This is a genomic window from Klebsiella sp. TF21-TM, from assembly GCF_019753495.1.
Classification (GTDB): Bacteria; Pseudomonadota; Gammaproteobacteria; order Enterobacterales; family Enterobacteriaceae; genus Klebsiella; species Klebsiella quasipneumoniae.
On sequence record NZ_JAIJYL010000002.1, the window covers coordinates 100,794 to 123,767 of the forward strand.

At 61.3% G+C, this 22,974-nt stretch carries 19 protein-coding genes and 1 pseudogene; 14 read left to right on the top strand and 6 right to left on the bottom strand.

Features of this window, described 5'->3' with window-relative positions:
* Nucleotides 1-26: 26 nt before the first annotated feature.
* From K5R89_RS02370 to K5R89_RS02380, 3 genes are all read right to left on the bottom strand, one after another.
* Complete coding sequence (locus tag K5R89_RS02370) at nucleotides 27-1,679, bottom strand: MFS transporter (RefSeq protein ID WP_032452666.1); 1,653 nt, start codon at nucleotides 1,677-1,679, stop codon at nucleotides 27-29.
* Nucleotides 1,679-2,110: a MarR family winged helix-turn-helix transcriptional regulator gene (locus tag K5R89_RS02375; RefSeq protein WP_023289469.1), complete on the bottom strand. Its 432-nt coding sequence runs from the start codon at nucleotides 2,108-2,110 to the stop codon at nucleotides 1,679-1,681. The genes K5R89_RS02370 and K5R89_RS02375 overlap by 1 nt, the downstream gene beginning before the upstream one ends.
* A gap of 134 nt (nucleotides 2,111-2,244) precedes the next feature.
* Nucleotides 2,245-3,159, bottom strand: coding sequence for a LysR family transcriptional regulator (locus tag K5R89_RS02380; RefSeq protein WP_023289470.1), 915 nt, complete (start codon nucleotides 3,157-3,159; stop codon nucleotides 2,245-2,247).
* A gap of 100 nt (nucleotides 3,160-3,259) precedes the next feature.
* On the opposite strand from K5R89_RS02380, the gene K5R89_RS02385 reads away from it, so the two are divergent.
* From K5R89_RS02385 to K5R89_RS02415, 7 genes are read left to right on the top strand one after another with little or no spacing between them, the layout of a single operon-like run.
* Entirely contained in the window at nucleotides 3,260-4,258 is a 999-nt protein-coding gene (locus K5R89_RS02385) for an aldo/keto reductase (RefSeq protein WP_023289471.1), read from the top strand.
* 49 nt (nucleotides 4,259-4,307) lie between these two features.
* Nucleotides 4,308-5,495 (top strand): MFS transporter, encoded by a 1,188-nt coding sequence (locus K5R89_RS02390; RefSeq protein WP_023289472.1) that lies wholly within the window; start codon nucleotides 4,308-4,310, stop codon nucleotides 5,493-5,495.
* The gene (locus K5R89_RS02395) at nucleotides 5,492-6,556 is read left to right on the top strand and encodes an aldo/keto reductase (protein WP_064157556.1); all 1,065 of its coding nucleotides are present in this window, start codon (nucleotides 5,492-5,494) and stop codon (nucleotides 6,554-6,556) included. The genes K5R89_RS02390 and K5R89_RS02395 overlap by 4 nt, the downstream gene beginning before the upstream one ends.
* Nucleotides 6,557-6,616: 60 nt before the next feature.
* Nucleotides 6,617-8,101, top strand: coding sequence for an FAD-dependent monooxygenase (locus K5R89_RS02400; RefSeq protein ID WP_217259179.1), 1,485 nt, complete (start codon nucleotides 6,617-6,619; stop codon nucleotides 8,099-8,101).
* A 2-nt stretch (nucleotides 8,102-8,103) separates the two neighbouring features.
* Complete coding sequence (locus K5R89_RS02405; RefSeq protein ID WP_023289475.1) at nucleotides 8,104-9,309, top strand: acetyl-CoA C-acyltransferase; 1,206 nt, start codon at nucleotides 8,104-8,106, stop codon at nucleotides 9,307-9,309.
* A 13-nt stretch (nucleotides 9,310-9,322) separates the two neighbouring features.
* Nucleotides 9,323-10,108, top strand: a complete 786-nt coding sequence (locus K5R89_RS02410; RefSeq protein ID WP_023289476.1) for an AfsA-related hotdog domain-containing protein — start codon at nucleotides 9,323-9,325, stop codon at nucleotides 10,106-10,108.
* Nucleotides 10,089-10,742 (top strand): HAD family phosphatase, encoded by a 654-nt coding sequence (locus tag K5R89_RS02415; protein WP_049013317.1) that lies wholly within the window; start codon nucleotides 10,089-10,091, stop codon nucleotides 10,740-10,742. Before K5R89_RS02410 ends, K5R89_RS02415 begins: the two co-directional genes overlap by 20 nt.
* A 62-nt stretch (nucleotides 10,743-10,804) precedes the next feature.
* On the opposite strand, the gene K5R89_RS02420 is transcribed toward K5R89_RS02415, so the two are convergent.
* Both K5R89_RS02420 and K5R89_RS02425 read right to left on the bottom strand, forming a co-directional pair.
* Nucleotides 10,805-12,079: a Glu/Leu/Phe/Val dehydrogenase gene (locus K5R89_RS02420; protein ID WP_032452671.1), complete on the bottom strand. Its 1,275-nt coding sequence runs from the start codon at nucleotides 12,077-12,079 to the stop codon at nucleotides 10,805-10,807.
* Nucleotides 12,080-12,291: 212 nt separating this feature from the next.
* Nucleotides 12,292-12,438: pseudogene (locus tag K5R89_RS02425) on the bottom strand (hypothetical protein).
* 169 nt (nucleotides 12,439-12,607) lie between these two features.
* Here K5R89_RS02425 and K5R89_RS02430 point away from each other — a divergent pair.
* The 6 genes from K5R89_RS02430 to K5R89_RS02455 are packed head-to-tail and all read left to right on the top strand — an operon-like array spanning nucleotide 12,608 to nucleotide 20,119.
* Nucleotides 12,608-13,813: a bifunctional succinylornithine transaminase/acetylornithine transaminase gene (locus K5R89_RS02430; protein WP_217259193.1), complete on the top strand. Its 1,206-nt coding sequence runs from the start codon at nucleotides 12,608-12,610 to the stop codon at nucleotides 13,811-13,813.
* Between the two features lie 18 nt (nucleotides 13,814-13,831).
* Entirely contained in the window at nucleotides 13,832-14,854 is a 1,023-nt protein-coding gene (gene astA, locus K5R89_RS02435) for an arginine N-succinyltransferase (RefSeq protein ID WP_023289480.1), read from the top strand.
* Nucleotides 14,845-16,311, top strand: a complete 1,467-nt coding sequence (astD, locus tag K5R89_RS02440; RefSeq protein ID WP_023289481.1) for a succinylglutamate-semialdehyde dehydrogenase — start codon at nucleotides 14,845-14,847, stop codon at nucleotides 16,309-16,311. Before astA ends, astD begins: the two co-directional genes overlap by 10 nt.
* Nucleotides 16,312-16,332: 21 nt before the next feature.
* Nucleotides 16,333-17,673 (top strand): N-succinylarginine dihydrolase, encoded by a 1,341-nt coding sequence (gene astB / locus K5R89_RS02445; RefSeq protein ID WP_032452675.1) that lies wholly within the window; start codon nucleotides 16,333-16,335, stop codon nucleotides 17,671-17,673.
* 10 nt (nucleotides 17,674-17,683) lie between these two features.
* A complete protein-coding gene (astE, locus tag K5R89_RS02450) occupies nucleotides 17,684-18,679 on the top strand; it encodes a succinylglutamate desuccinylase (RefSeq protein ID WP_032452676.1) in 996 nt (331 codons plus the stop codon).
* Nucleotides 18,680-18,688: 9 nt separating this feature from the next.
* Entirely contained in the window at nucleotides 18,689-20,119 is a 1,431-nt protein-coding gene (locus K5R89_RS02455; RefSeq protein ID WP_023289484.1) for an amino acid permease, read from the top strand.
* A 343-nt stretch (nucleotides 20,120-20,462) separates the two neighbouring features.
* On the opposite strand, the gene K5R89_RS02460 is transcribed toward K5R89_RS02455, so the two are convergent.
* Nucleotides 20,463-21,788 carry an MFS transporter gene (locus K5R89_RS02460; protein WP_032452678.1) on the bottom strand — a complete coding sequence of 442 codons (1,326 nt, stop codon included), beginning with the start codon at nucleotides 21,786-21,788 and terminating at the stop codon, nucleotides 20,463-20,465.
* Nucleotides 21,789-22,168: 380 nt separating this feature from the next.
* Here K5R89_RS02460 and K5R89_RS02465 point away from each other — a divergent pair, with 380 nt between their 5' ends.
* Complete coding sequence (locus K5R89_RS02465; protein ID WP_044522681.1) at nucleotides 22,169-22,969, top strand: YdcF family protein; 801 nt, start codon at nucleotides 22,169-22,171, stop codon at nucleotides 22,967-22,969.
* Nucleotides 22,970-22,974: the final 5 nt, after the last annotated feature.

Below are 22,974 nucleotides of genomic sequence, written 5' to 3' on the forward strand. Positions count from 1 at the left end.
CGACTCCAGAGATGAAATGATGATAATTATTTGCTGCCGGTGGCGCGTTTTAAGGCGATACGGGCGGTCAGTCGTAAGCGAATTAAACGCCAGAAAACCCACACTAACGTCCCGGCGGAGATCGCCGCCGTCAGCAGATAGGTGTCATTCCAGGCGAGAATATTGGCCTGCAGCGTCGCGGCGTTTTGCAGCAGGGTGGTGGCCTGGACGTTAAGCAGCGTGCTGTCGCCGATCTGGCTCTGGTACATCTGGCTGTACTGCTGCAGCCGCTCGACGATCAGCGGGTTGAGCGTGGTGATCTGGTCCGCCAGCTGGCTGGAGTGAAATTTCTCCCGCCAGGTCTGGAAGGTGCCGAGTATCGCCGACCCCAGCAGACCGCCGATGTTCTGGCTCATGCCGAACAGCACCGAGAAGCTGACCAGGTTGCGCGGATCGGCGAACACCCCGCCAATGCCGGCGAGCATCGCCGGCGCCAGAAAGAAGGCGCTGCCGAAGCCAAGCAAAAACTGGCTGAACATCAGCTGTTCCGGACGGGTGAGGGCGTTGGACTGGCTGTCGAGCAGCGAGGCCACCATGATCAGCGCCAGGGCGGTGGCGGTCGGCCAGTAGAGCTTCTGCGGGTTAAGCGTCAGGCAGCTGGCGATGATCCCGCACAGAATGCCGGCGAAAATTGACCACGCAAGGTTGGTCATCTGTTCGTTTTGCAGGCCAACGTACTGCAGCCAGCCGATCACCCCGGTATTCTGCTCCGCCAGCACGATGCGGATCAGCAGCATAATCAGACCCAGGCGCAGGATACTGCCGCTGGAGAGCCATTTGGTATTGAGCAGAGGATTGCTGCGGTTATGCTCAAAGGCGATGGCGGCGACGATCAGCACCACCGCCGCGGCCAGCGACCAGCCGATCCACGGCGCTTCGAACCACCACTCGAGCCGTCCCAGCGAGAGCACCGCGCAGACCAGCGCCATGCCGGGGGCCAGCAGGAAGAAGGTAATAAAATCCTTCTTCTCGAACACCTTTTTACGATCGCTCGGCGGCAGCTTCAGGGCGATGACGCAGGCCAGCGACACCAGCGCCAGCCCCAGCTCAAAGAAGTAGAGCCCGCGCCATTCATCGATCTGCAGCAGCTCGGTGGAAAAGAGGCGCGCCAGCGGAATGGCCAGCGACGAGCCGGTGATACCGATAGTCAGCCCTTTCAGGCGGTGGCGTGCGGGCCAGGCCTGCACCTGATAGTAGATCCCCAGCGAGCTGAGCGCCGCGGCCACCATGCCGTGGGCGGCGCGGACCATCATCGCCGAGCTGAGATCGTTGACGAACAGGTGGAAGAAGGTGACCAGCACATAGAGCACCAGAAAGCCTTCGGTAAAGGCGCGCAGCCCGAACTGCTGACGAAATTTCACCAGCAGCAGGTTAATGGAGACGTTGGTCATGACATACACCGCCGGCAGCCAGGCGATCTCCGTCGACCAGGCGGCGAAGGTGCCCTGCAGCAGCTGCAGATTGGCGGTGACCACCGCGTTGCCCAGCGCGCCGGTGAGGCACACCAGCAGTCCGACCACCCCGTAGGCCAGGCGCTTCGCCGGGCTGTGCAGCGGCGTCGATGGCGAGCCGAGCAGGGCCGGTTTTTCATGCGGCGCCCAGTCATGAGGGACGTAGGGGTTACTCTGGCGACGGGGCATTATTTCTTCTCCACTTCGCGCAACAGCTTTTCCAGCACCCGCTGAGTTTGTTCACGCTCCTGCGGCGTGATCGCCGTCAGGATCTCTTCACGCAGATCGTCCGCCACCGTTTTGACCTGCTCGAAGAGGGCCTGCCCCTGGTCGGTGACCACCAGCAGCCGCTTGCGTTTATCGCGGTCGGTGGTGACGCGCTCCACCAGGCCGAGGGCCACCAGGCGGTTGATCAGCGGCACAATGGTCGGGCTCTCCACTCCCAGCTCCTGCGCCAGTTCGCTTTGCGACAGCGGCTGGTGGTGGCGGGCGATGGCGGCGACCGCCACCCAGCTGGCCTGGCTGAGACCGAGGTTTTTCAGCCGACGATTAACCGCCAGCCGCCAGTGATGGGCGGTCAGATATAAAAGATGGGAGAAGTTAAGCTGTCGATGGTCCATAGGTCGTCTGCAAAATCGTTAGAGCTCTAACGAGTTTATGTCTGACAACCGGCGGAATTCAAGGGAAAGGATAAAAAAGGGTTAACGGTGTGTGCGTTTATTGTGGCGACAGGAGGATACCCCCCTCAGGCCATTTACTCATGGAGGATGCTCTTATTCTGCGCCATCACCCAGGTGATAAAAGCGCGCAGGGGCGCGGGAATATGTTTGCGACTCGGATAGTAGACGCAGAAATGATCCGCCGGGTAGCGGTAGCTGGGTAATAAGCGGACCAGACTGCCGGCGTTCAGTTGCGCGGACACCAGCGACTGATAGACAAAGGCGATCCCCAGTCCGCTCTCCGCCGCCTGGATCATCGCCGTATCGGAATCGACGACCAGATCGCCCTTGACGGCGACTTCGCCTGGCTCGCCGTCGGGGCTGATAAATTCCCACCGGTACTTTTCGCCGCTGGGAAAACAGCGGTTGATGCAGCGGAAATTGACCAGCGATTGCGGGGTGTCGGGCGCTCCGGCCTCGTGGAGATAGTCCGGGCTGGCCACCGGGATCAGCGACAGCTTCTCGCCAAAGGGGATGGCAATCATATCTTTGGGCACGTCCCGGGAATAGCGAATGCCAGCGTCAAAACCGGACTCGATAATATTCACTTTCCGATCGGTGGTAAACAGCTCCAGCGTCACGTCAGGATAGGCGGTTTTAAATGCAATAAAATAGCGCTGAAAGAAAAGGTCGAGAACAATGCGCGGTAAATTGACTTTCACCACCCCTTCCGGGGTCAGACGGTGATAATTCAGACTGTCGACCACCCGGCGATAATCATTCACCACCGGCGTCATATTATTAAGAAATTCCTCACCCACCGCGGTTAAAGACAAACTGCGCGTCGAGCGATTGAGCAGGCGCACGCCTAATTTTTCTTCCAGATGATTAATAGCGCTGGTGAGGGCCGGCGGTGAAAGATTTAATGCTCTGGCAGCTTGCCGAAAACTGCCATGTTTCACTATGAGTATTAATATTTCAATTTGTTGCAAATCAGGCAACGTTTTCATTGTTAATTTCCAGCTAACACCGCGTTCGGAATAGATTAATTGTTATCAATGTAAAAGGGAAGTATATATTTAATAACATTCAGCACGTAAGGAAAATAAGGTGAAAACACGTTATCTCGGAAAAGAGAAGTTCCAGGTTTCCGCATTGGGTCTCGGGTGTATGGGAATGAGTTTCGCCTATGGCGGCGCTGAGGAGTCGCAGGCGATAAATACCATCCATGCCGCAGTGGACATGGGGGTGACCTTCCTGGATTCCGCCGAAGTGTATGGGCCTTTTGACAATGAAGTCCTTGTTGGGAAAGCGATTAAAGGCATCCGTGATAAGGTGCAGATTGCCACTAAATTTGGCTTTCGTATTCTGCCGACCGGCCAGGGGCTGGAGCGGATGGCCGGCGTCGACAGCCGTCCGGAACATATTCGCGAGGCGGTGGAAGGGTCGCTGAAGCGGCTGAATATCGAGACCATCGATCTGCTCTATCAGCACCGCGTCGATCCTGCGGTGCCGGTGGAAGAGGTGGTGGGCACCATGGCCGACCTGGTCAAAGAGGGTAAAATTCGCCATATCGGGCTGTCGGAAGTGTCAGCCCAGACGCTGCGCCGGGCCTGCAAGGTGCATCCGATCGCCGCGGTGCAGACGGAATACTCGCTATGGACCCGTGAGCCGGAGGGCGGCATCCTCAAGGCCTGCCGCGAGCTGGGCGTGGGCTTTGTCCCTTACAGTCCGCTGGGCCGCGGCTTCCTGACGGGCCAGATCACCGACCCCGGCGTCTTCGCAGCCGATGATTTTCGTCGCAATCTGCCGCGCTTCCAGGCCGAAACCATGCGCAAAAACCAGCAACTGCTCGACCGTCTGCAGCAGGTCGCCAGCCGCTACGAGGCCACCCTGGCGCAGATGGCCCTCGCCTGGGTGATGAGCAAAGGGGAAGATATCGTGCCGATCCCCGGGGCGCGAAAAATGAACCATCTGCGCGATAATGCCGCTGCGGCCGATATTATGCTCTCCCCTGAGGATATTCTCGCCATCGATCATATTTTCGCTCCCGAAAACGTCGCCGGATTACGCTATAACCAGGGCGACTTTAATTTAATCGATAAATAATCTCCTGAATACGCTCCTCCCGCCGGTCTGGCGGGAGATAAGGTAACTTATGACTATTGCTGTTTCCCGTCCGGCGGGATTGCCTGCGGCGGTGTATGCGCTTTCCGTGGGTTCATTTGGTATTGGCACCACCGAATTTGTGATTATGGGTTTATTACTCGATGTAGCCCATGACTTTCATATATCCATTACGCTCGCCGCCTGGTCTATTACCGCTTATGCCTGTGGGGTGGTGATTGGCGCGCCGCTGCTTACGCCGCTATTAAGCCGTTATCGCAAAAAACCGGCGCTGTTATTTTTAATGATCTTATTTTCCATTGGAAATTTAGGCTGTGCGATCGCCGGTAATATGACCATGCTAATTATTGCCCGGGTAATAACTGCGTTCGCTCACGCCTCGTTCTTCGGAATAAGCTCGGTCTATGCCGCGGAGCTGGCGCCGGTGGATAAACGGGCTTCGGCGGTCTCCGCCGTGTTTCTCGGCGCCACCCTGGCCAATATTCTGGGCGTGCCGCTCGGCGCCTGGGTGGGGCAGTACCTTGGCTGGCGCTATACCTTCTATATGGTCACGCTGATCGGCATTCTCTCCGCCCTGGCGGTGATCGCCCTGGTGCCTGGCCGTCAGGCGCAGCCGTCGGCCCAGAGCCGGATCCGCGATGAGCTGAAGGTGCTCCGTCATCCCGCGGTGCTGCGCAGCCTGCTGATCACCGCCCTCGGGTTCTCCGGCGTCTTCGCCGCCTTCACCTACATCGCGCCGATGCTGAAAACCGTCACCGGGATGAGCGACCACCTTATTCCGCCGGTGCTGATGCTGTTCGGCGTCGGGATGGTCGCCGGGAATCATCTTGGCGGCCGACTGACCGACGGTGGCGTCCGCCGGGCGCTGCTGCTAACTCTCGCCTTGCTGAGCGTCGTCCTGTGTCTTTTTCCGTGGGCGATTCAGACGCTGCCCGGCGCCTGCGCGGCGGTGTTTCTGCTGGGGGCGGCGATGTTCTCCACCATTCCGCCGCTGCAGATGCAGGCGCTGGACAGCAGTGAGAGCGGCAAAAGCATGGTCTCTTCGTGCAATATCGCCGCCTTTAACCTCGGCAATGCCGGCGGCGCCTGGTTTGGCGGGCTGCTGCTCGCCTCCGGCGTTTCTCTCTCTCACATTCCCCTGGCCGGTGCTTGCCTGACCGCCAGCGGATGGGTTATCGCTAGTGTGACGTTGTCACCTTTAAAAGGAAGTCAAGCATGAAGTATCGATATTTAGGTTCCACCGGGCTGTCGGTTTCGGAGCTCTGTTTTGGCGCCATGACGTTTGGCGAGAAAGGGGCCTTTCTCGGCGCGCCGGGGCGCAACTGGTCGGAATTCGGCGTGGTGCCTGAGCAGACGGCCTACGATCTGGTGTACAAAGCGCTGGACGCCGGGATTAACTTTTTTGATACCGCGGACTGTTATAAGAACGGCCAGGGCGAAGAGCTGCTCGGCAACGCGCTGAAGGGAAAACGCCAGCAGGTGATTATCGGCACCAAAGGACGCTGGCAAACCGACCCCAACCCGAACGCGCTGGGGGCGTCGCGCTACCATATCATCAATGCCGTCGAGGCCAGCCTGCAGCGGCTGAAGACCGATTATATCGATATCTATCACCTTCACGGGTTCGATCCGCGCACCGCGCTGGAGGATACCCTGCGCACGCTGGATACGCTGATACGCGCCGGGAAAATTCGCTATATCGGGGTCTCCAACTACGCGGCCTGGCAGCTGGCGAAGGCGCTGGGGATCTCGGAGCGCCTTGGGCTGGAGAAATTCTGCGTCTATCAGGGCTATTACAATATCGCCGCGCGTGAACTGGAGCATGAGATTATCCCGCTCAGCGTCGATCAGAACGTCGGCATCACCGTCTGGAGCCCGCTGGCCGGGGGCTTTCTCACCGGTAAATACCCACGCAATCAGGCGTTTCCCGAGGGCAGTCGCCTGGCGAACGCCACGCCGTTCGAATCCGCGCCGATCGCCAACCGCGAGCAGGCCTGGCAGACCCTGGAGGTGATGCAGGAGATTGCCCGCCAGCGCAACGCCAGCGTCGCGCAGGTGGCGCTCAACTGGCTGCGTACCCGTCCGGGGATTGCTTCGCTGGTGATCGGCGCGACCAAACCAGCCCAGCTGGAGGATAACCTGGCGGCGCTGAACTGGACGCTGAGCGACGAGGAGACGGCGATCCTCAACAGCGTGAGCGAGAAAGAGAAACCATACCCCTACTGGCATATCTGCAATGTCGCCGGCGATCGTCGTCTGGCCGATGATATCTATCCCTAATCACCCTACACCCAGGCAACACGCGTATGCCCCGCACGGGGCATACAGAGAGGCTCGATCGTGAAAAAAGTACTCATTGTTGGCGCCGGCCCGGTAGGGTTAATCATTGGCTGCTATCTGAATAAGTATGGAATTGATTTTGATATCATTGATAAAAATACCCACAGCACCACCTGGTCCAAAGCGCTGAGCGTCAGTCCGGCGACCATTAAAGCCTTCCACGGCTTAGGCCTTGCCGGGGAACTGATCGCCCAGGGAAAGCAGGTTCAGTCAGTCTACGCTTACTATAAAAACCGCAAATTTCTGCATATCGATAACCGCCGACTCGCCACCTGCTACCCCTTTCATGTCAGTATCCCGCAGCCGCGGACGGAGAAGATCCTCGAAACGGCGTTGGCCGACGCCGGGCGGGAGGTCAAACGTGGGCACCAGCTGGTCTCCTGGCGCCGGGAGGGGGAACGCTATCACGTCTCCCTGCTCGACGATGCCCGCCGGGCCTGTTCCGCCGCTTATGACTATATTATCGGCGCCGACGGCGCGGCCAGCACCGTCCGCGAGCTGGCCGGGATCGGCTTTAGCGGTCATGACTATCCGCTGCATTTTGTGATGGCGGACGTGCAATTCGACCGCGCGGCGGCGCTCCCGGGAACCTCCTACCATATTGATGAGCAGGGCTTTTTGATTTTCCTGCCCATGCCGGACAATCAGGTCAGGATCGTGATTAAAAGAGCCGGTCGATTACCTTCGCCGCGTCCGGTGCCTGATCTGCAGGAGATTAACGCCGCGCTGGCGCGGTTCTGTCCCGAGGTTCCTCCGGCGCAGGCGCTGACCTGGTCTTCCAGCGCCAATTTCTATAACCGCATCGCCGATGACAATCTGCAGCATCATATTATGCTGGCGGGAGATGCCTTCCACCTGTTCAGTCCCATTGGCGGGCAGGGGATGAACACCGGCGTCCAGGATGCGGTGAACCTCGCTTGGAAGCTGGCTTTCTATCTGCACGGCGTGGCCACTGACCGACTGCCGGCGTCCTATCGCGCCCAGCGCTTCGCGGCGGTGAGCGGCGTGCTTCGCTCCACCGATCGCGATACCGGCCTGATTGCCGGTCTGGTGCCGAGAAATCATATCGACGGGGTCTACTTTCCGGAGTTCTGCAACCGTCACTACTATCGTCACCAGCTGCCGCTGCAGTACGCCGGTTTCACCGCAACGCAGGCGCAGCACCCGGACGGCCTGGCAGGGCACCATGTTCCCTGGTACGTTTTTGCCTCGCCGCAGGCGATGTTTCGCAACAGCTATGACGTCTTCGCCAGCGGTAAGGTGGTGATCTTTTCCGCCCGCGCCGCTTGTCCTCCTATGTCCCGCCTGAAGCAGGCCGGCTGGTTTATATTCTGCCCCCTCGAACCGGCGGACGAGGCGTTTCTCGAAGCGCTACAGATCGGCCCCGATGACTATGCGGTGGTCAATCCCGATGGCTATGTGGGCTTTACCGGCAGCGAAGCCGGGACACGGCAGTATCTTTCCTCGCTCTACGTAATGGAATAATCATGAACAAAGTCTATATCGTCGCGGCCTGCCGTACGCCGGTGGGGCGCTTTCTTGGCGCCCTGAAAACGGTCTCCGCGGTGGAGCTGGCCGCGCTCACCGTCAGGCACAACCTGCAGCAGGCTGGCATTGACCCGGCGTGGATCGATGAGGTGATCTGCGGCTGCGTCCTTGCCGCCGGGCAGGGGATGGGACCGGCGCGTCAGGTTGCGCTGCGGGCGGGGATCCCGGTGCAAAAGCCGGCTTACACCCTGAATATGATCTGCGGTAGCGGCATGAAAAGCCTGACCGAAGGGGCGATCCATATCCAGAGCGGTTATGCCGACCTGGTGGTCGCCGGCGGAATGGAAAATATGAGTCAGGCGCCGTTTTTGCTGCGGGGAGAGATAAGGGGCGGGATGAAATTCGGCGCGTTCAGCAGTGAGGATGTGATCCAGCGCGACGGATTAACCGATCCGCTGCTGCAGATCCCGATGGGGGAAACGGCGGAGGCCATCGCCGCGCAGGAGCAGATCTCGCGCGCGGCGCAGGACCAGTATGCCCTGGAGAGCCATCACAAAGCCTCCGCCGCCAGCCGCGCCGGCTATTTTGCCGATGAGATGGTGCCGGTGACGGTCAGCGCGAAGCGGGGCGTCAGCACGGTCCGCGAGGATGAGCCGATCCGCCATGATCTTAGCGCCGAGCAGCTGGCGGCGCTGAAGCCGGCCTTTCGCGCCGACGGCAGCGTCACGGCGGGCAATGCCTCCGGGCTGAACGATGGCGCCGCGTCGGTGATCCTCGCGTCGGCGCGCGCCGTTGCCCGCTATGGCCTGCAGCCGCTGGCGGAGATTGTCTCCTTTGGCGAGGGCGGCGTTGACCCGTCCATGATGGGGCTTGGCCCGCTGCCGGCGATAGCGTGCGCCCTGCGCCGCGGGCGTTTTCAGCTCAGCGATATGGCCCGGCTGGAGATCAACGAAGCCTTTGCCGCGCAGGTGCTGGGGGTGGTCAAGGGACTGGCCAGAGCGCATCAGATGACGGAGGAGGAGATTGCTTCCCGGCTGAACGTCCACGGCGGCGCGATCGCCCTCGGCCATCCGCTGGGCAGTTCCGGGACGCGGATTGTGGTCAGCCTGGTGCACGCGCTGCGCCGGGAGAATCAACCGACCGGCCTGGCGTCGCTGTGCATCGGCGGCGGGATGGGGATTGCGTTACTGGTGAAAACGATCTGAGGAGACAAGCGCCATGGAAAAATTAATTGTGGTGGGTGAGAAATTTACCGATTTTGCCCGGCGGCATGAGAATGTGCTGACGGTGAATGAGTTTGAGCGGTTTGTCTGGAGCGGCGAGCTGGCCGGGGTCGATAAAATCGTTATCGGTCAGGGGGTACAGCTCGACGACATCTCCCGCACCATCTGCATTATTCGTCAGCACTATCCGGACACAATGCGCCAGATCGTCAATCTGCAGGATCTCTATTATCAAAACAATCGCGATCATCAGCGGCTGGTACATAAACGTAAAAAAGCGAATATCCTCATCACCTCGCCGGAAAAACGCGATGAGGATAGCTATTGCGCGCGCCTGATCCTGCAGGATGCCTCGGAGCTGCTCTGCGACCACCAGACCGGGCAACATATTCAGGGGATGGTGCTGATCGAGGCGGCGCGGCAGACCATCATCGCCACCACGGAAAAATTCCTGCTGGCGGAGGCCGGCGTGGCGATGGCGGAGAAGTACTTTACCCTGAGCTCGCTGCAGGTGGCCTTTTCCTGCTTTGTTTTTCCGCTGCCGGTGACCATCGTCCTCAACGTGGTGTCGCGCAAAAGTTCAGCCCATGGCCGCTTCACCTGTGAATGCTCGGTGGGGTTTGACCAGACCGGCACCCGCAAAGCGGAAGTTGGCTTTAGCTTCAGCGTCTATGACCTTAACTACATCACTCGCAAAGAGTGCGAGCAGGCGGCGCAGTGCCATCAACATTATCTGGTCAGTATTGAGCAGGGGGACGGGGATGAGCATCGCCTTTTTTGATGTGGATGAAACGCTGATTACCGGCAAAAGTATGTTCCTGTTTCTGCACCGCTATGCCGCGGAATATCCGCTGCAGTGCGGTTTGACGGCCGCGGCGATTGTCCGGCAGCTGCAGGCGCTCAGCGAAGCGGGTCAGCCGCGGGAGGCGATCAACCGCTACTATTACTCGCTGTTTCGCCACGAGTCGCGCCCCCGGGTGCGGGCGGTCGCCGAGCGCCTGTATCGCGAAGGCGGATATGGTTTTCACCGCGAGGTGGCGGCGCGCCTCAGGCAGCATCAGGCTCGGGGGGATGACGTGGTGTTTGTCTCCGGGTCGATGACCGACATTCTCTGGCCGGCGATGGCGGCGCTGGGGGTGGAGCATGCCCTGTGCTCAGAGCCGGTCGTGGTGGAAGACCGCTATACCGGCGAGCTCTGGCGGACCGCCATCGGCGAACACAAGGCGGCGCATGCCCAATGCTATGCGCAGGAAAAGGGTCAGCCGCTGGCGGCATGCTACGCCTTCGGCGATCATATCTCGGATCTGCCGCTGCTCGCCGCGGTCGGCCACCCCTGCGCGGTGAATCCCTCTCCGGGGCTGCTGGCGGAGGCGCAGCGTCGGGGATGGCCAGTGCTGTGGTCCACCGGCGGCTGACGGCGCGACGGCAAAAAAAAGGGGCGGCGCAATGCCACCCCTGATTCACTTCCTGACGGGGATCAGCCCGGGTAGATGCCGCGGTCTTTACGCGCCATCAGGATGCGCTCGCAGGCCACGATATAGGCGGCGGTACGCAGGGTACATTCTTTCTCGGCCGCTTTATCGCAGACGTGAATAATGGCGTCGGTCATGATGCGGTCCATCTTGGCGTTGATCTCCTCTTCGCTCCAGAAGAAGCTGGCCATGTCCTGCACCCACTCAAAGTAGCTGACGGTCACCCCGCCGGCGTTGCAGATAACGTCCGGCACTACGATCACCCCGCGCTCGGCCAGCACATCGTCCGCTTCCGGATAGGTTGGGCCGTTAGCCCCTTCCAGCACCAGTTTGCAGCTCAGCTTCTCAGCGCGCTCGCGGGTGATTTGCCCTTCCAGCGCCGCCGGGATCAGGATGTCCATCGGGGTGGTCCAGAACGCCTCTTTATCGATCTCCTGGGCGCCCGGGAAACCGGCGATCTGCTTTTTCTCCGCCTGCCAGGCGGTGAGGGCGGTCATATCAATCCCGCCTTCGTTGTACAGGGTGGCGGTGTGATCCTGAATGACCACTACGCGGGCGCCGACGCCGGCGAACAGGCGCGCCGCTTCGCTACCGACGTTACCAAAGCCCTGCAGCGCCACTTTAGCGCCTTCAATTTCGATGCCGGCGCGACGGGCCACTTCCCGGCCGGTGACGAACACGCCGCGTCCGGTGGCTTTTTCACGACCGAGGGAGCCGCCGAGGTGGATCGGCTTGCCGGTGACCACGCCGGTGATGGTGGTGCCATGGTTCATGGAGTAGGTGTCCATCATCCATGCCATCACTTTGCCGTTGGTGCCGACGTCCGGCGCCGGAATATCTTTCTGCGGCCCGATGATAATGCCGATTTCGCTGGTATAGCGGCGAGTCAGGCGTTCCAGTTCACCTTCCGACAGCGAGAAGGGGTCGACGCGGATGCCGCCTTTGGCCCCGCCGTAAGGAATATTGACCGCGGCGCACTTAATGGTCATCCAGGCAGAAAGTGCCATGACTTCGTTAAGATCAACATCCGGATGGTAGCGAACACCACCTTTACCCGGCCCACGCGAAAGATTGTGCTGAACGCGATAGCCCTCGAAGTGGCGAATGGTGCCGTCGTCCATCTGCACAGGGATGTCGACGATCAGCGCACGCTTCGGATGGCGCAGGGTTTCCACCCAGTAGGCAAGATCGCCGAGATAAGGCGCGACACGGTCGATCTGGCGCAGGTAGGTGGTCCATGGAGATGTACTACTTTCAGATGCGTAAGATAACTTTTCCATAAGAGTCCTGTTTCTCAGTGTTATTTATGTCGTGTAAAACCGTGGAATAGCTACAGCAGTAAACTCTGTGCAATGAATGGTATCACCAATTTTATAAAGCGGTATTTGACGGCAATTCCGATTTTTAAATTTTTGTTAGAAATTTTATTTTTTAAGTGAATAACTACGCACGAGAACCATCCGCAAGCTGTGCATTTTAATTCACTTTTTATTCACTTAAGTGCATAAGAAAATATTTTTTCTATGTTTTTCATTATCTTGATGATCTTCAAAAAGTGAATAAATTGCGTTTCCCCATATTGACAATCTTATTGTTCACAGGCCAGCATTAGCCCACACAACAACATGGCGTTAACCATGAATTAACAAATACCCGTAAAAAGAATAGGGCTTAACTTTTCTGTGGTGAATATTTTTACCATCGCAGCGGGCGCGCTCGTGCCCAAAATAAGCCGAGGGTCAGGGTTAATGTCGATTGTCCAACGCGGCGGGAGCGTTTTCCGTCGTCTTACGTTCCGGAGATGAATGATGTCAGGCAGTATGACTCGCGAAGATTTTGACGCTTACCTGATTCCCTGTTTTGCCCCCGCGCCGTTTATTCCGGTGAGGGCGGCGGGCTCCCGCGTCTGGGACCAGCAGGGGAAAGAGTATATCGATATGGCCGGCGGCATCGCAGTGAACGCCCTCGGCCATGCCCACCCGGCGCTGGCTGAGGCCCTGCAGGGGCAGCTGGCGAAACTGTGGCATATCGGCAATGGCTATACCAACGAACCGGTGCTGCAGCTGGCGAAAACCCTGGTGCAGTCCACCTTTGCCGACAAGGTGTTCTTCTGCAACTCCGGCGCTGAAGCGAACGAGGCGGCCCTTAAGCTGGCGCGGAAATATGCCCACGATAAGTTCGGCGGTGAAAAAAGCGAAATCATCGCCTTCAACCACGCCTTCCATGGCCGCACGCTGTTCACCGTCTCCGTCGGCGGCCAGCCGAAATATTCCAGCGATTATGCGCCGCTGCCGCAGGGCATTACCCATCTGCCCTATAACGATATCGAGGCGGTCACCGCGGCGATCTCCTCACGTACCTGCGCGGTGATCGTCGAGCCGATTATCGGCGAAGGCGGGGTGATCCCGGCGGACCCGGCGTTCCTCCAGGCGCTGCGCGCCCTCTGCGATCGCCATCACGCCACCCTGATATTCGATGAGGTGCAGACCGGCGCCGGGCGTACCGGCCATCTCTACGCCTACCAGCATTACAACGTCGTCCCGGACATCCTCACCAGCGCCAAAGGGCTGGGGGGCGGCTTCCCGATCGGCGCGATGCTGGCGAAAGAGGCCTGGGCGCAGGTCTTCCAGCCAGGCACCCATGGCACCACCTTCGGCGGTAACCCGCTGGCGGCGACCGTCGCCAACGCCGTGCTGGCCCATCTGGATGCGCCGCTGCTGGCGGGCGTCGGCGAGCGCCATGCGCTGATCGTCGACCAGCTGAATGCCCTCTCTGCCCGCTACGATGCGTTCAGCGCCGTGCGCGGCGCCGGTCTGCTGATCGGCGCCGAGCTGGCCGGACCGCTGCGCGGGAAGGCCAAAACCCTGACCAACCTGGCGGCGGAAGAGGGGGTGATCGCCCTGATTGCCGGTCCGGACGTGCTGCGCTTCGCGCCGGCGCTCAATATCCCGCTGGCGGATATTGCGCAAGCCTTCGTGCGCCTTGATCGCGCCGTTGCCCGCTTAACCCGCTAACCGGGAGGACGGCCTGTGATGCTATTTCGTCCCGTAAGGGAAAACGATCTTGACGACATCGTCCGCCTTGCCGCGCGGGCGGGGGTCGGCATGACCTCTTTACCCCATGATGCCGGGCGCCTGGCCGCCCGGATACGCCGCAGCATTGACACCTTCGCCGGCGCGCTGCCGCGCGGCCAGCAAGGCTTTCTGTTTGTGCTGGAAGACACCGCGCTGGAGCGGGTAGTGGGGGTCAGCGCCATTGAGGTGGCGGTGGGCCTGGACGAGCCCTTTTACAATTTTCGCATTCAGAAAACGGTTCGCGCCTCGAAAGCGCTGGGAGTCTATAAGCCTCAGGAGCTGCTCAATCTGAGCTATGACCACACCGGTCACAGCGAGCTGTGTACGCTGTTTCTCGACCCCGGGTATCAGCGCAACCGCAACGGTCTGCTGCTCTCCAAGGCGCGGTTTTTGTTTATCGCCGCCTTCCGCGAGTGGTTTTCGCCGCACCTGTTTGCCGAACTGCGCGGCTGCAGCGATGAGCAAGGGCAATCGCCGTTCTGGGATGCGCTGGGCCATCACTTCTTCGAGATCCCGTTCGCCGATGCCGACCGGCTGACCGGCACCGGCATGAAAACCTTTATTGCCGAGCTGATGCCGGCGTACCCGATCTATATCTCGCTGCTGCCGGAGAATGCCCGTCAGGTCATCGGTCAGGTGCATCCCAACACCGCCCCGGCGCGGGCGATCCTCGAGAAAGAGGGGTTCAGCTGGCGCGGCTCGGTGGATATTTTCGATGCCGGTCCGGTGCTGGAGGCGGAGACCGATCAGATCCGCGCCGTGCGCGACTGCCAGTGCCTGCCGGCTCAGCAGCTGACGGGCACGCTGTCGGCGCCGACGCTGGTCGCCAACGGTCAGTTCGACAATTTTCGGGCGCTGCTGGTGGCCCACGAAGAGCAGGTCTCACTGGACGCCGCCGCGCTGGATGCGCTGCAGGTCACTGAAACCGACCGCGTTTACACGGTAACCCTGAACCCAGAGGAAAACAGATCATGGCGGTAAAAGCACAGTTCATAGCCGGGCAGTGGCAGCCGGGCAGCGGCGCTACGATGAGTAAACTGGCCCCGGAGGATCAATCTCTGCTGTGGCAGGCGGCCAGCGCGGGGGCCGACGACGTCCAGGCGGCCTGCGCCGCGGCGCGGGCGGCGTTTTATCCCTGGTCGCACCGCCCGCTGGCCGAGCGTATTGACGTCGTCCAGCGTTTCGCCGCGCTGCTGGAGACGCACAAAGAGGCGCTGGCGACCCTGATTTCCCGGGAGACCAGCAAGCCGCTGTGGGAGACCCGCACCGAAGTGCAGGCGATGATCGGCAAAGCCGCCATCTCCGTCGAGGCCTATCACCAGCGGACAGGCTTTCACGAGTCGACCCTGCCGGACGGTAAAGCGCAGCTGCGCCACAAGCCGCACGGCGTGATGGCGGTCTTCGGTCCCTACAACTTCCCGGGCCATCTGCCCAACGGGCATATCATTCCGGCGCTGATCGCCGGTAACACCGTGGTGTTTAAACCCAGCGAGCTGACGCCGGCCACTGCGGAACTGACGGTCCAGCTGTGGCAGCAGGCGGGCGTCCCCGACGGGGTGATTAACCTGCTGCAGGGCGGGAAAGCCACCGGCCAGGCGCTGCTGGAAAACCGCGATATCGACGGCGTGCTGTTCACCGGCAGCGCGGCGGCGGGTTTCCACTTCCATCGCTACTTCGGCGGTCAGCCGGAGAAGATGCTGGCCCTCGAGATGGGCGGCAACAACGCGCTGATCGTGGCCGACGTGGCCGATGTCGATGCGGCGCTGCATGTGATTATCCAGTCGGCGTTTATCTCCGCCGGACAGCGCTGCACCTGCGCGCGCCGGCTGATCGTTCAGCGCGGCGAGCAGGGGGATGCGCTGCTGCGGCGACTGGTGGAGGCCAGCGCGCAGATCCGCGCCGGGAAATGGGATGACCAGCCGGCGCCGTTTATGGGCGGGGTGATTTCCCTTGAGGCGGCGCAGAACATGCTGGCGGCGCAGCAGAAACTGGAGGCGCTCGGCGGCAAGGTGCTGCTGCGTATGCGCCAGCCCGACCCGCACTCCACGGTGCTGACCCCGGGGATCGTCGACGTCACCGGTATCGAGGTGCCGGATGAAGAGTACTTTGGTCCGCTGCTGACGGTTATCCGTTACGACGACTTCCCGGAGGCGATTCGCCTCGCCAACCAGACCCGCTATGGCCTGGCCGTGGGGCTGATCTCCCGCGATGCGGCGCAGTTTGACCAGCTGGCGGACGAGGCGCGAGCCGGGATCGTCAACTGGAACAAGCCGCTGACCGGCGCTTCCAGTAAAGCGCCGTTTGGCGGGGTGGGCGCCTCCGGCAACCACCGGGCGGCAGCGTGGTACGCCGCCGATTACTGTGCCTGGCCGATGGCCTCTCTGGTCAGCGACACGCTGACGCTTCCGGCGAACGTATCGCCGGGCCTGCCATTCTGATAACGGATCCTGTGAGGACATATGTCTGGTTTTGAAGCTAACTTTGATGGCCTGGTCGGCCCGACGCACCACTACGCCGGACTCTCCGTCGGCAATGAAGCCTCGCAAAATAACCGCGATGGTCTCTCTAACCCGAAAAAGGCCGCGCTGCAGGGGCTGTATAAAATGAAAGCCCTGGCCGATCGCGGATTCGTGCAGGGGATCCTGCCGCCGCAGCCGCGGCCGAACCTGCGCCTGCTGCGCGACCTGGGATTCGAGGGCAGCGATGAGCAGGTCATCCGCCAGGCGGCCCAGGCGGCGCCGCAGCTGCTCTCCGCCTTCAGCTCCGCCTCGTCGATGTGGACCGCCAACGCGGCGACCGTTTCGCCGTCGGCGGACAGCGCCGATGGCAAAGTCCATTTCACTGTCGCCAACCTGAACAATAAGCTGCACCGCATGCAGGAGGCGCCCACCACCTCGGCGATCCTGCGCGCCACCTTCGCCGATCCGCGCTTCTTCGCCCACCACGCGGCGCTGCCGCAGCATGGCGACCTCGGCGACGAAGGGGCGGCCAACCATAACCGCTTCTGCCGGGAGTACGATCGACAGGGCGTGCAGCTGTTTGTCTACGGTCGACGCGCCAGCGGCGGCATCGCCCCGGTGAAGTATCCGGCGCGGCAGACCCTGGAGGCCAGCGAAGCGGTGGCCCGTCTGCACCAGCTGGATCCGCGCTATACGGTGTTTGCCCAGCAGGCGCCGCAGGCTATCGATCGCGGCGTGTTTCATAACGACGTTATCGCGGTCAGCAATCGCCATGTGCTGTTCCACCATCAGCAGGCGTTTGTCGATCAGTCGACAGTATTGGCGACGCTGCGGGCAAAAAGCGACCGTCTCGATATCCCGTTTACCAGCGTGGAAGTGCCGGACGAGCGGGTGTCGCTCGATGACGCCGTGGCCTCCTATCTGTTCAACAGCCAACTGCTGAGCAAACCCGACGGCAAGATGCTGATCGTGGTGCCAGAGGAGTGCCGGCAGCGGGAAAACGTCTGGCGCTACCTGGGCGACCTGGCGGCTGACAGCGCCTCGCCGATCGATGAAGTGGCGGTTTTTGACCTGCGGGAAAGCATGCGCAACGGCGGCGGCCCGGCCTGCCTGCGGCTGCGGGTGGTGCTCAACGAGGCGGAGCGCGACGCGGTCAACGCCCACAGCCTGATGAACGACGAGCGTTACCAGCAGCTGACGGCGTGGGTGGAAAAACACTACCGTGACCGGCTGCACGCCCGCGATCTGGCGGACCCGCAGCTGCTGCGCGAGGTTTATCAGGCGCTGGATGAGCTGACGCAGATCCTGCGTCTGGGCCCTGTCTATGATTTTCAGCGTTAAGGAGCGGCAGATGGAGCATCTGGTTAACGATTTACTGCACTGCCGCCTGCAGGAGTGGACCTTTCCGGCGGACATCGAGGCCCGCTGGCTGGGCGAGGGCATCCTGCAGCTGCTGCCGTCCACGCCGTGGCGTCAGGCGACGATCCTCTCCGCTGGCGTTCATGGCAATGAGACCGCGCCGACCGAGCTGCTGCTGCAGCTTACCCACGATCTGAGCCAGGGGCGGCAGCCGCTCACCCAGGCGCTGCTGATCGTCTTTGGTAACCTGCCGGCGATCCGCGCCGCGCGTCGCTATCTGCACAACGACCTCAATCGCCTGTTCGGCGGTCGCCATCTGGCGGTCTCCCCGGGCAATGAGTCGCGGCGGGCTTTTGCCCTCGAGCAGGCGGTGCAGGCCTTCTATCGCGCCGCCGACGCGGCGGGGCCGGTCAGCCGCAGTCATCTCGATATGCATACCGCCATTCGCGGGTCGCTGTATCGCCAGTTTGCGCTGCTCCCGGCTCACGCGGAGGATTTTTCGCCCGGCTTCTACCAGCTGCTGCAGGCCAGCGGGATGGACGCCATCGTGCGCCATACCGAAGCGGGCGGCACCTTCACTCATTTCACCTGCGAAAAGTTCGCCGCGCAAAGCGCCACCCTTGAGCTGGGAAAAGTGATGCCGTTCGGCGCCAACGATCTCAGCCTGTTCGCCGCCGCCGACGCGGCGATCCGGGCCTGGATTTCTGACGCGCCGCTGCCCCCGCGCGACAAAGCGCCGGTGGATTACTTCCTGGTCGAGGAGAGCATCATCAAGCGCGAAGGGGAATTTACGCTCAATCTGGCGGCCAACGTCGAGAACTTCACCGCGCTCCCGGCAGGGTATGAGATCGCCCGCCAGGCAGAGAAACGGTGGGTGGTGCAGGCCCGGGCCCCCTATATCCTCTTTCCCAATGCCGGGGTCGCCACCGGCCAGCGCGCCGGGCTGCTGCTCCGCGCCGCGGCGCTTCGCCTCCCGCAACCAGCCTGAGGAAACACCATGACTGAACATCAACATCAGGCGCCATCTGCCGCCGGAGGTGAAGGCGCGTCACAGCTTAAGCGCGGGCTTGGCGCCCGCCATATCCAGATGATCGCCCTCGGCGGCGCCATCGGCACCGGGCTGTTTATGGGGGCAGGGCGCAACATCGCCGTCGCCGGCACCTCGATTCTGGTTATCTATGTGCTGGTCGGGTTCTTTACCTATATGGTAATGCGGGCGATGGGGGAGCTGCTGCTCACCCGCCATGACTACCGCTCGTTTGCCGACTTTGTCGGCGAGTATCTCGGACCGCAGGCCAGCTTTTATCTCGGCTGGACCTACTGGCTGAGCTGGGTGGTGACCTGTATCGCCGACGTGGTGGTGTGCGGGAGCTATATGCAGTACTGGTTCCCCGAGCTGTCGGCGTGGATGCCGGCCCTCAGCATGCTGGCTATCCTGTTTCTGCTCAACCTGCTGTCGGTGAAAATGTTTGGCGAGGCGGAGTTCTGGTTCGCCCTGATCAAGGTGATCACCATTATCGCCCTGATCGCCACCGGCGGCTGGATGATTGCCACCGGCTGGACCTCTCCGGACGGCGTGACGGCTTCTCTGAGCCATCTCACCGACCCGACGGCCTTTATGCCTCACGGTATCACCGGCTTTTTCGCCGGCTTCCAGATAGCGATCTTCTCCTTTACCGGCATCGAACTGCTGGGGACGATGACGGCGGAGACCCGCGATCCACAGCGCATTTTGCCCAAGGCGATCAATGCCCTGCCGCTGCGGATTATCATCTTCTATCTGCTGTCGATGGTGGTGATCATCGCTGTCGCCTCCTGGCCGGGAGTGTCGGCGGAGACCAGCCCCTTCGTGACGCTGTTTGCCAAAGCCGGGCTGCCCGCGGCGGCGGCGGTGATTAACTTCGTGGCGCTGACCTCGGCGATGTCCTCGGCCAACAGCGGGGTCTTCTCCAGCACCCGCATGCTGTACGGCCTGTCGGTGGAGAAGCATGCGCACTGGCAGTTCCGCATTCTGTCGCGCAGCACCCGCATCCCGGTGCGCAGCCTGCTGTTTTCCTGCTTCTGTATGCTGATCGGTACGCTGCTGCTGTTCCTGGTGCCGAATGTGATGACCCTGTTTACCATCGTCTCGACCCTGGCGGCGATTATGGTGGTGTTCAGCTGGGGGATGATCCTCATGGCCTATCTGGTTTATCGCCGTCAGCGTCCGGACCTGCACGCCGGTTCGATCTTTAAGATGCCCTTTGGCGTGGCGATGAGCTGGGTGAGCCTGCTGTTCTTCGCGTTCGCCATCTTCATCATGATCTTTGACCCGGACACGCTGCTGGCGCTGCTGGCTTCTCCGCTGTGGTTTATCGCGCTGTGGGCCTTCTGGAAGCTGAAACAGCGGCGCGAGGGGCAGCTTCAGCTGGACAATCAGAGCGCCTGACACCCGCCGGCCCTGGCGGCCGGCTACAAGTCGTCTTAACCGTTGTTCTCGTTTGTCTGCCCGGTGGCGGCTGGCGCCTTACCGGGCCTGGATGCTTACCGGGCCCGGAAGGGTGCAGTTTCACCCGCGGTATGATCCCCCCGTAGGCCCGCGCAAGCGCAGCGCCGCCGGGCAGGATGGTCGGCTTCGCAGCAGCTTTACTGCCCGGTGGCGGCTGGCGCCTTACCGGGCCTACTGTCTTACTGAGCCTGGGATGAGCGGTTTCCCACGTGGCGCGATCTCCCTGTAGGCCCGCGCAAGCGCAGCGCCGCCGGGCAGGATAGTCGACCTGGACCGGCTGCGGTTAGGCGCTTTCCGCCCGGGGGCGCGCCGCGCCTGGGACGGATTTCATCCGGCTGGCGCAGAATATCGCCAGCAGCGAAATCGCCACCGTAACGCCCAGGTAGACGGCCACCGGTCGCCAGTCACCATCGTATTTCGCCAGCAGACCGGTGGCGATAAGCGGTGCGGTGCCCCCGGCCAGCGCGGCGCCCAGCTGGTAACCCAGGGTGATCCCGGTGTAGCGCACATTGGCGCTGAAAATCTCTGAGCACAGGGTACCCAGCACCGCGGTCACCGGCGCCCACAGGATGCCGAAGGCAACGATCGTCGCCAGCATAATGCCCCAGCTGGTGCCGGTGTCGAGCAGCAGGAACCACGGAACGATAAACAGCCCCAGCAGCACCACGCTCAGGGTGTACATCTTTTGCCGGCCCACCTTGTCGGACAGCAGCCCCATCAGCGGGATCATCACGGTGGCCACCAGCGCGCCGAGGGTGACGGATTCCAGCGCCTGCGACTTCTGATAGCTCAGGGTGGTAGTGGCGTAGCTGACCACAAAGGTAGAGAAGATATAGAAGGGGGCGGTCTCCACCACTTTCAGACCCGCGGCGATCAGCACCTCCCGCCAGTGGTGTTTGAGCGTCACGCGCAGCGGAGCCTTCGCCACCTGGCCAGACTGTTTCACCTGCTTAAAGGCGGGCGTTTCGTCGATATCTTTGCGGATCCACAGGCCGAGGAAAACGAGGACGGAGCTGAGCAGGAACGGAATGCGCCAGCCCCAGGCAAGAAACTGCGCCTCATCGAACAGGGTCATCAGCGAGACGATAAAGGTCGCCATCAGCATGCCGATGGTCACGCCGGCCTGAGGAATACTGCCGAAAAAGCCTTTCCGCTTTTCCGGGGCGTATTCGTAGGCCAGCAGCAGCGCGCCGCCCCATTCGCCGCCGATACCCATGCCCTGAATAATGCGCAGGGTAATCAGCAGGGCGGGCGCCCACAGGCCCACCATTTCGTAGGTGGGCAGCAGGCCAATGGCCACCGTGGCGCTGCCCATCAGCGACAGGGTCAGCACCAGCGTCTTCTTGCGACCGATGCGATCGCCGATGTGGGCGAAAATGACCCCGCCGATGGGGCGGATAAAAAAGGTGAGCGAAAAGGAGAGCCAGGAGAGGATCAGGCCGATGACCGGGTCGACCATCGGAAAGAAGATTTTGTTAAACACCAGCGCGGCGGCGGTGCCATAGAGAAAATAATCAAACCATTCGATGGCGCTGCCGGTCAGGCTCGCGATCAGGACCTTCTTGTTTTTCTGCAGAATGGATGCAGTGTTGCTTTCTGGATTGCTCATTACGAAACGTTCTCCCGCCACGGTAAAAGGTCAGGTGTCACTCTGTGCGTGCAGGGTGCAACCTGATGTGAAAAGGTTGTTTAATTGTTAAGCAACTTAGAGTTGATGGTTACAATTGGCAAGTTATCCCTCGGCAACGCGGGCGAGAAAACGCGCTTTTGTCTGGTGTAACCGCGAGGTAAATTTTTATTTTCCACCTGTTTTTGCTGTTTTTTGTTATTTTCATGGTCAGTTATTCAGGTGCAACCTGTGTGTTTTTAGATGTTTCTTGTTATTTCAAAATGGTTACAAATCGACGTCGCTTTGCGCCCCGGCAGGCGGCGTTTATGATGGCCGGACTATCCTCTCTGCGCGGCTGAGAGGTGATTAAGGAGATCAGAATGGCAGAACAATTTCCCCCGCTGTCGGCGACGACGCTGGCGGCGGCAAACCTGACTGGCGGCTGGCTGGCGCAGAACGATCTGGCGACGCTGACCGCGCCGCCGGCAGTGGATGTGGTGGTGCTGGCTGGCAATGCCGTGATCCCCACCATCGACGCCGCCTGCCGGCTGGCGAAGGAGCAGGAGGTTCCGCTGCTGATCAGCGGCGGCATAGGACACTCCACCGGTTTTCTGTATGAGGCGGTGCGCGAGGATCCCCGCTACCGTTCGCTCGCGGTGGAGGGCCGCCCGGAGGCGCATATTCTGGCGGATATTGCGCATGACTTCTGGCACATTCCTCGCCCGCGGCTGGTGGTGGAGGATCGGTCGACCAACTGCGGGGAAAACGCGCGCTTTACCCGCACAATGCTGGAGAGCCGGGGGATCCCCCATCGTCGCGGGATCGTCATTCAGGACCCCACCATGCAGCGGCGGACGATGGCCACCTTCGCCCGCGTCTGGCAGGGGGCGACGACGCCGCCGCAGTGGCTGAGCTTTCCCGGCTGCTCGCCGGTGCTGGAGCAGACCGACGGCCAGCTGGGGTTCGCGGGCGGCGGGGCGGGGCTGTGGCCGGTGACCCGCTACCTCGCGCTGCTGCTGGGCGAGCTGCCGCGCCTGCAGGATTCCCCTGAAGGGTACGGTCCGCGGGGGAAAGACTTTATCAGCCACGTGACCTTCCCGCCGGCGATCCTCGACGCCTGGCGACAGCTGCGGGAGGATGACCGGCTTGCCGGGGCGCTGCAGGCCCGCCTCCTCGGCTGAAAAAT

Excerpts from the sequence above, each read along its gene's own strand:
- K5R89_RS02370 (WP_032452666.1), bottom strand. The coding sequence starts at position 1,679 with ATGCCCCGTCGCCAGAGTAACCCCTACGTCCCTCATGACTGGGCGCCG.
- K5R89_RS02410 (WP_023289476.1), top strand. The coding sequence starts at position 9,323 with ATGGAAAAATTAATTGTGGTGGGTGAGAAATTTACCGATTTTGCCCGG.
- astB (WP_032452675.1), top strand. The coding sequence starts at position 16,333 with ATGTCTGGTTTTGAAGCTAACTTTGATGGCCTGGTCGGCCCGACGCAC.
- K5R89_RS02415 (WP_049013317.1), top strand. The coding sequence starts at position 10,089 with ATGAGCATCGCCTTTTTTGATGTGGATGAAACGCTGATTACCGGCAAA.
- K5R89_RS02420 (WP_032452671.1), bottom strand. The coding sequence starts at position 12,079 with ATGGAAAAGTTATCTTACGCATCTGAAAGTAGTACATCTCCATGGACC.
- K5R89_RS02380 (WP_023289470.1), bottom strand. The coding sequence starts at position 3,159 with ATGAAAACGTTGCCTGATTTGCAACAAATTGAAATATTAATACTCATA.
- astD (WP_023289481.1), top strand. The coding sequence starts at position 14,845 with ATGGCGGTAAAAGCACAGTTCATAGCCGGGCAGTGGCAGCCGGGCAGC.
- K5R89_RS02390 (WP_023289472.1), top strand. The coding sequence starts at position 4,308 with ATGACTATTGCTGTTTCCCGTCCGGCGGGATTGCCTGCGGCGGTGTAT.
- K5R89_RS02430 (WP_217259193.1), top strand. The coding sequence starts at position 12,608 with ATGTCAGGCAGTATGACTCGCGAAGATTTTGACGCTTACCTGATTCCC.
- K5R89_RS02455 (WP_023289484.1), top strand. The coding sequence starts at position 18,689 with ATGACTGAACATCAACATCAGGCGCCATCTGCCGCCGGAGGTGAAGGC.
- astE (WP_032452676.1), top strand. The coding sequence starts at position 17,684 with ATGGAGCATCTGGTTAACGATTTACTGCACTGCCGCCTGCAGGAGTGG.
- K5R89_RS02405 (WP_023289475.1), top strand. The coding sequence starts at position 8,104 with ATGAACAAAGTCTATATCGTCGCGGCCTGCCGTACGCCGGTGGGGCGC.
- K5R89_RS02465 (WP_044522681.1), top strand. The coding sequence starts at position 22,169 with ATGGCAGAACAATTTCCCCCGCTGTCGGCGACGACGCTGGCGGCGGCA.
- astA (WP_023289480.1), top strand. The coding sequence starts at position 13,832 with ATGCTATTTCGTCCCGTAAGGGAAAACGATCTTGACGACATCGTCCGC.
- K5R89_RS02395 (WP_064157556.1), top strand. The coding sequence starts at position 5,492 with ATGAAGTATCGATATTTAGGTTCCACCGGGCTGTCGGTTTCGGAGCTC.
- K5R89_RS02460 (WP_032452678.1), bottom strand. The coding sequence starts at position 21,788 with ATGAGCAATCCAGAAAGCAACACTGCATCCATTCTGCAGAAAAACAAG.
- K5R89_RS02375 (WP_023289469.1), bottom strand. The coding sequence starts at position 2,110 with ATGGACCATCGACAGCTTAACTTCTCCCATCTTTTATATCTGACCGCC.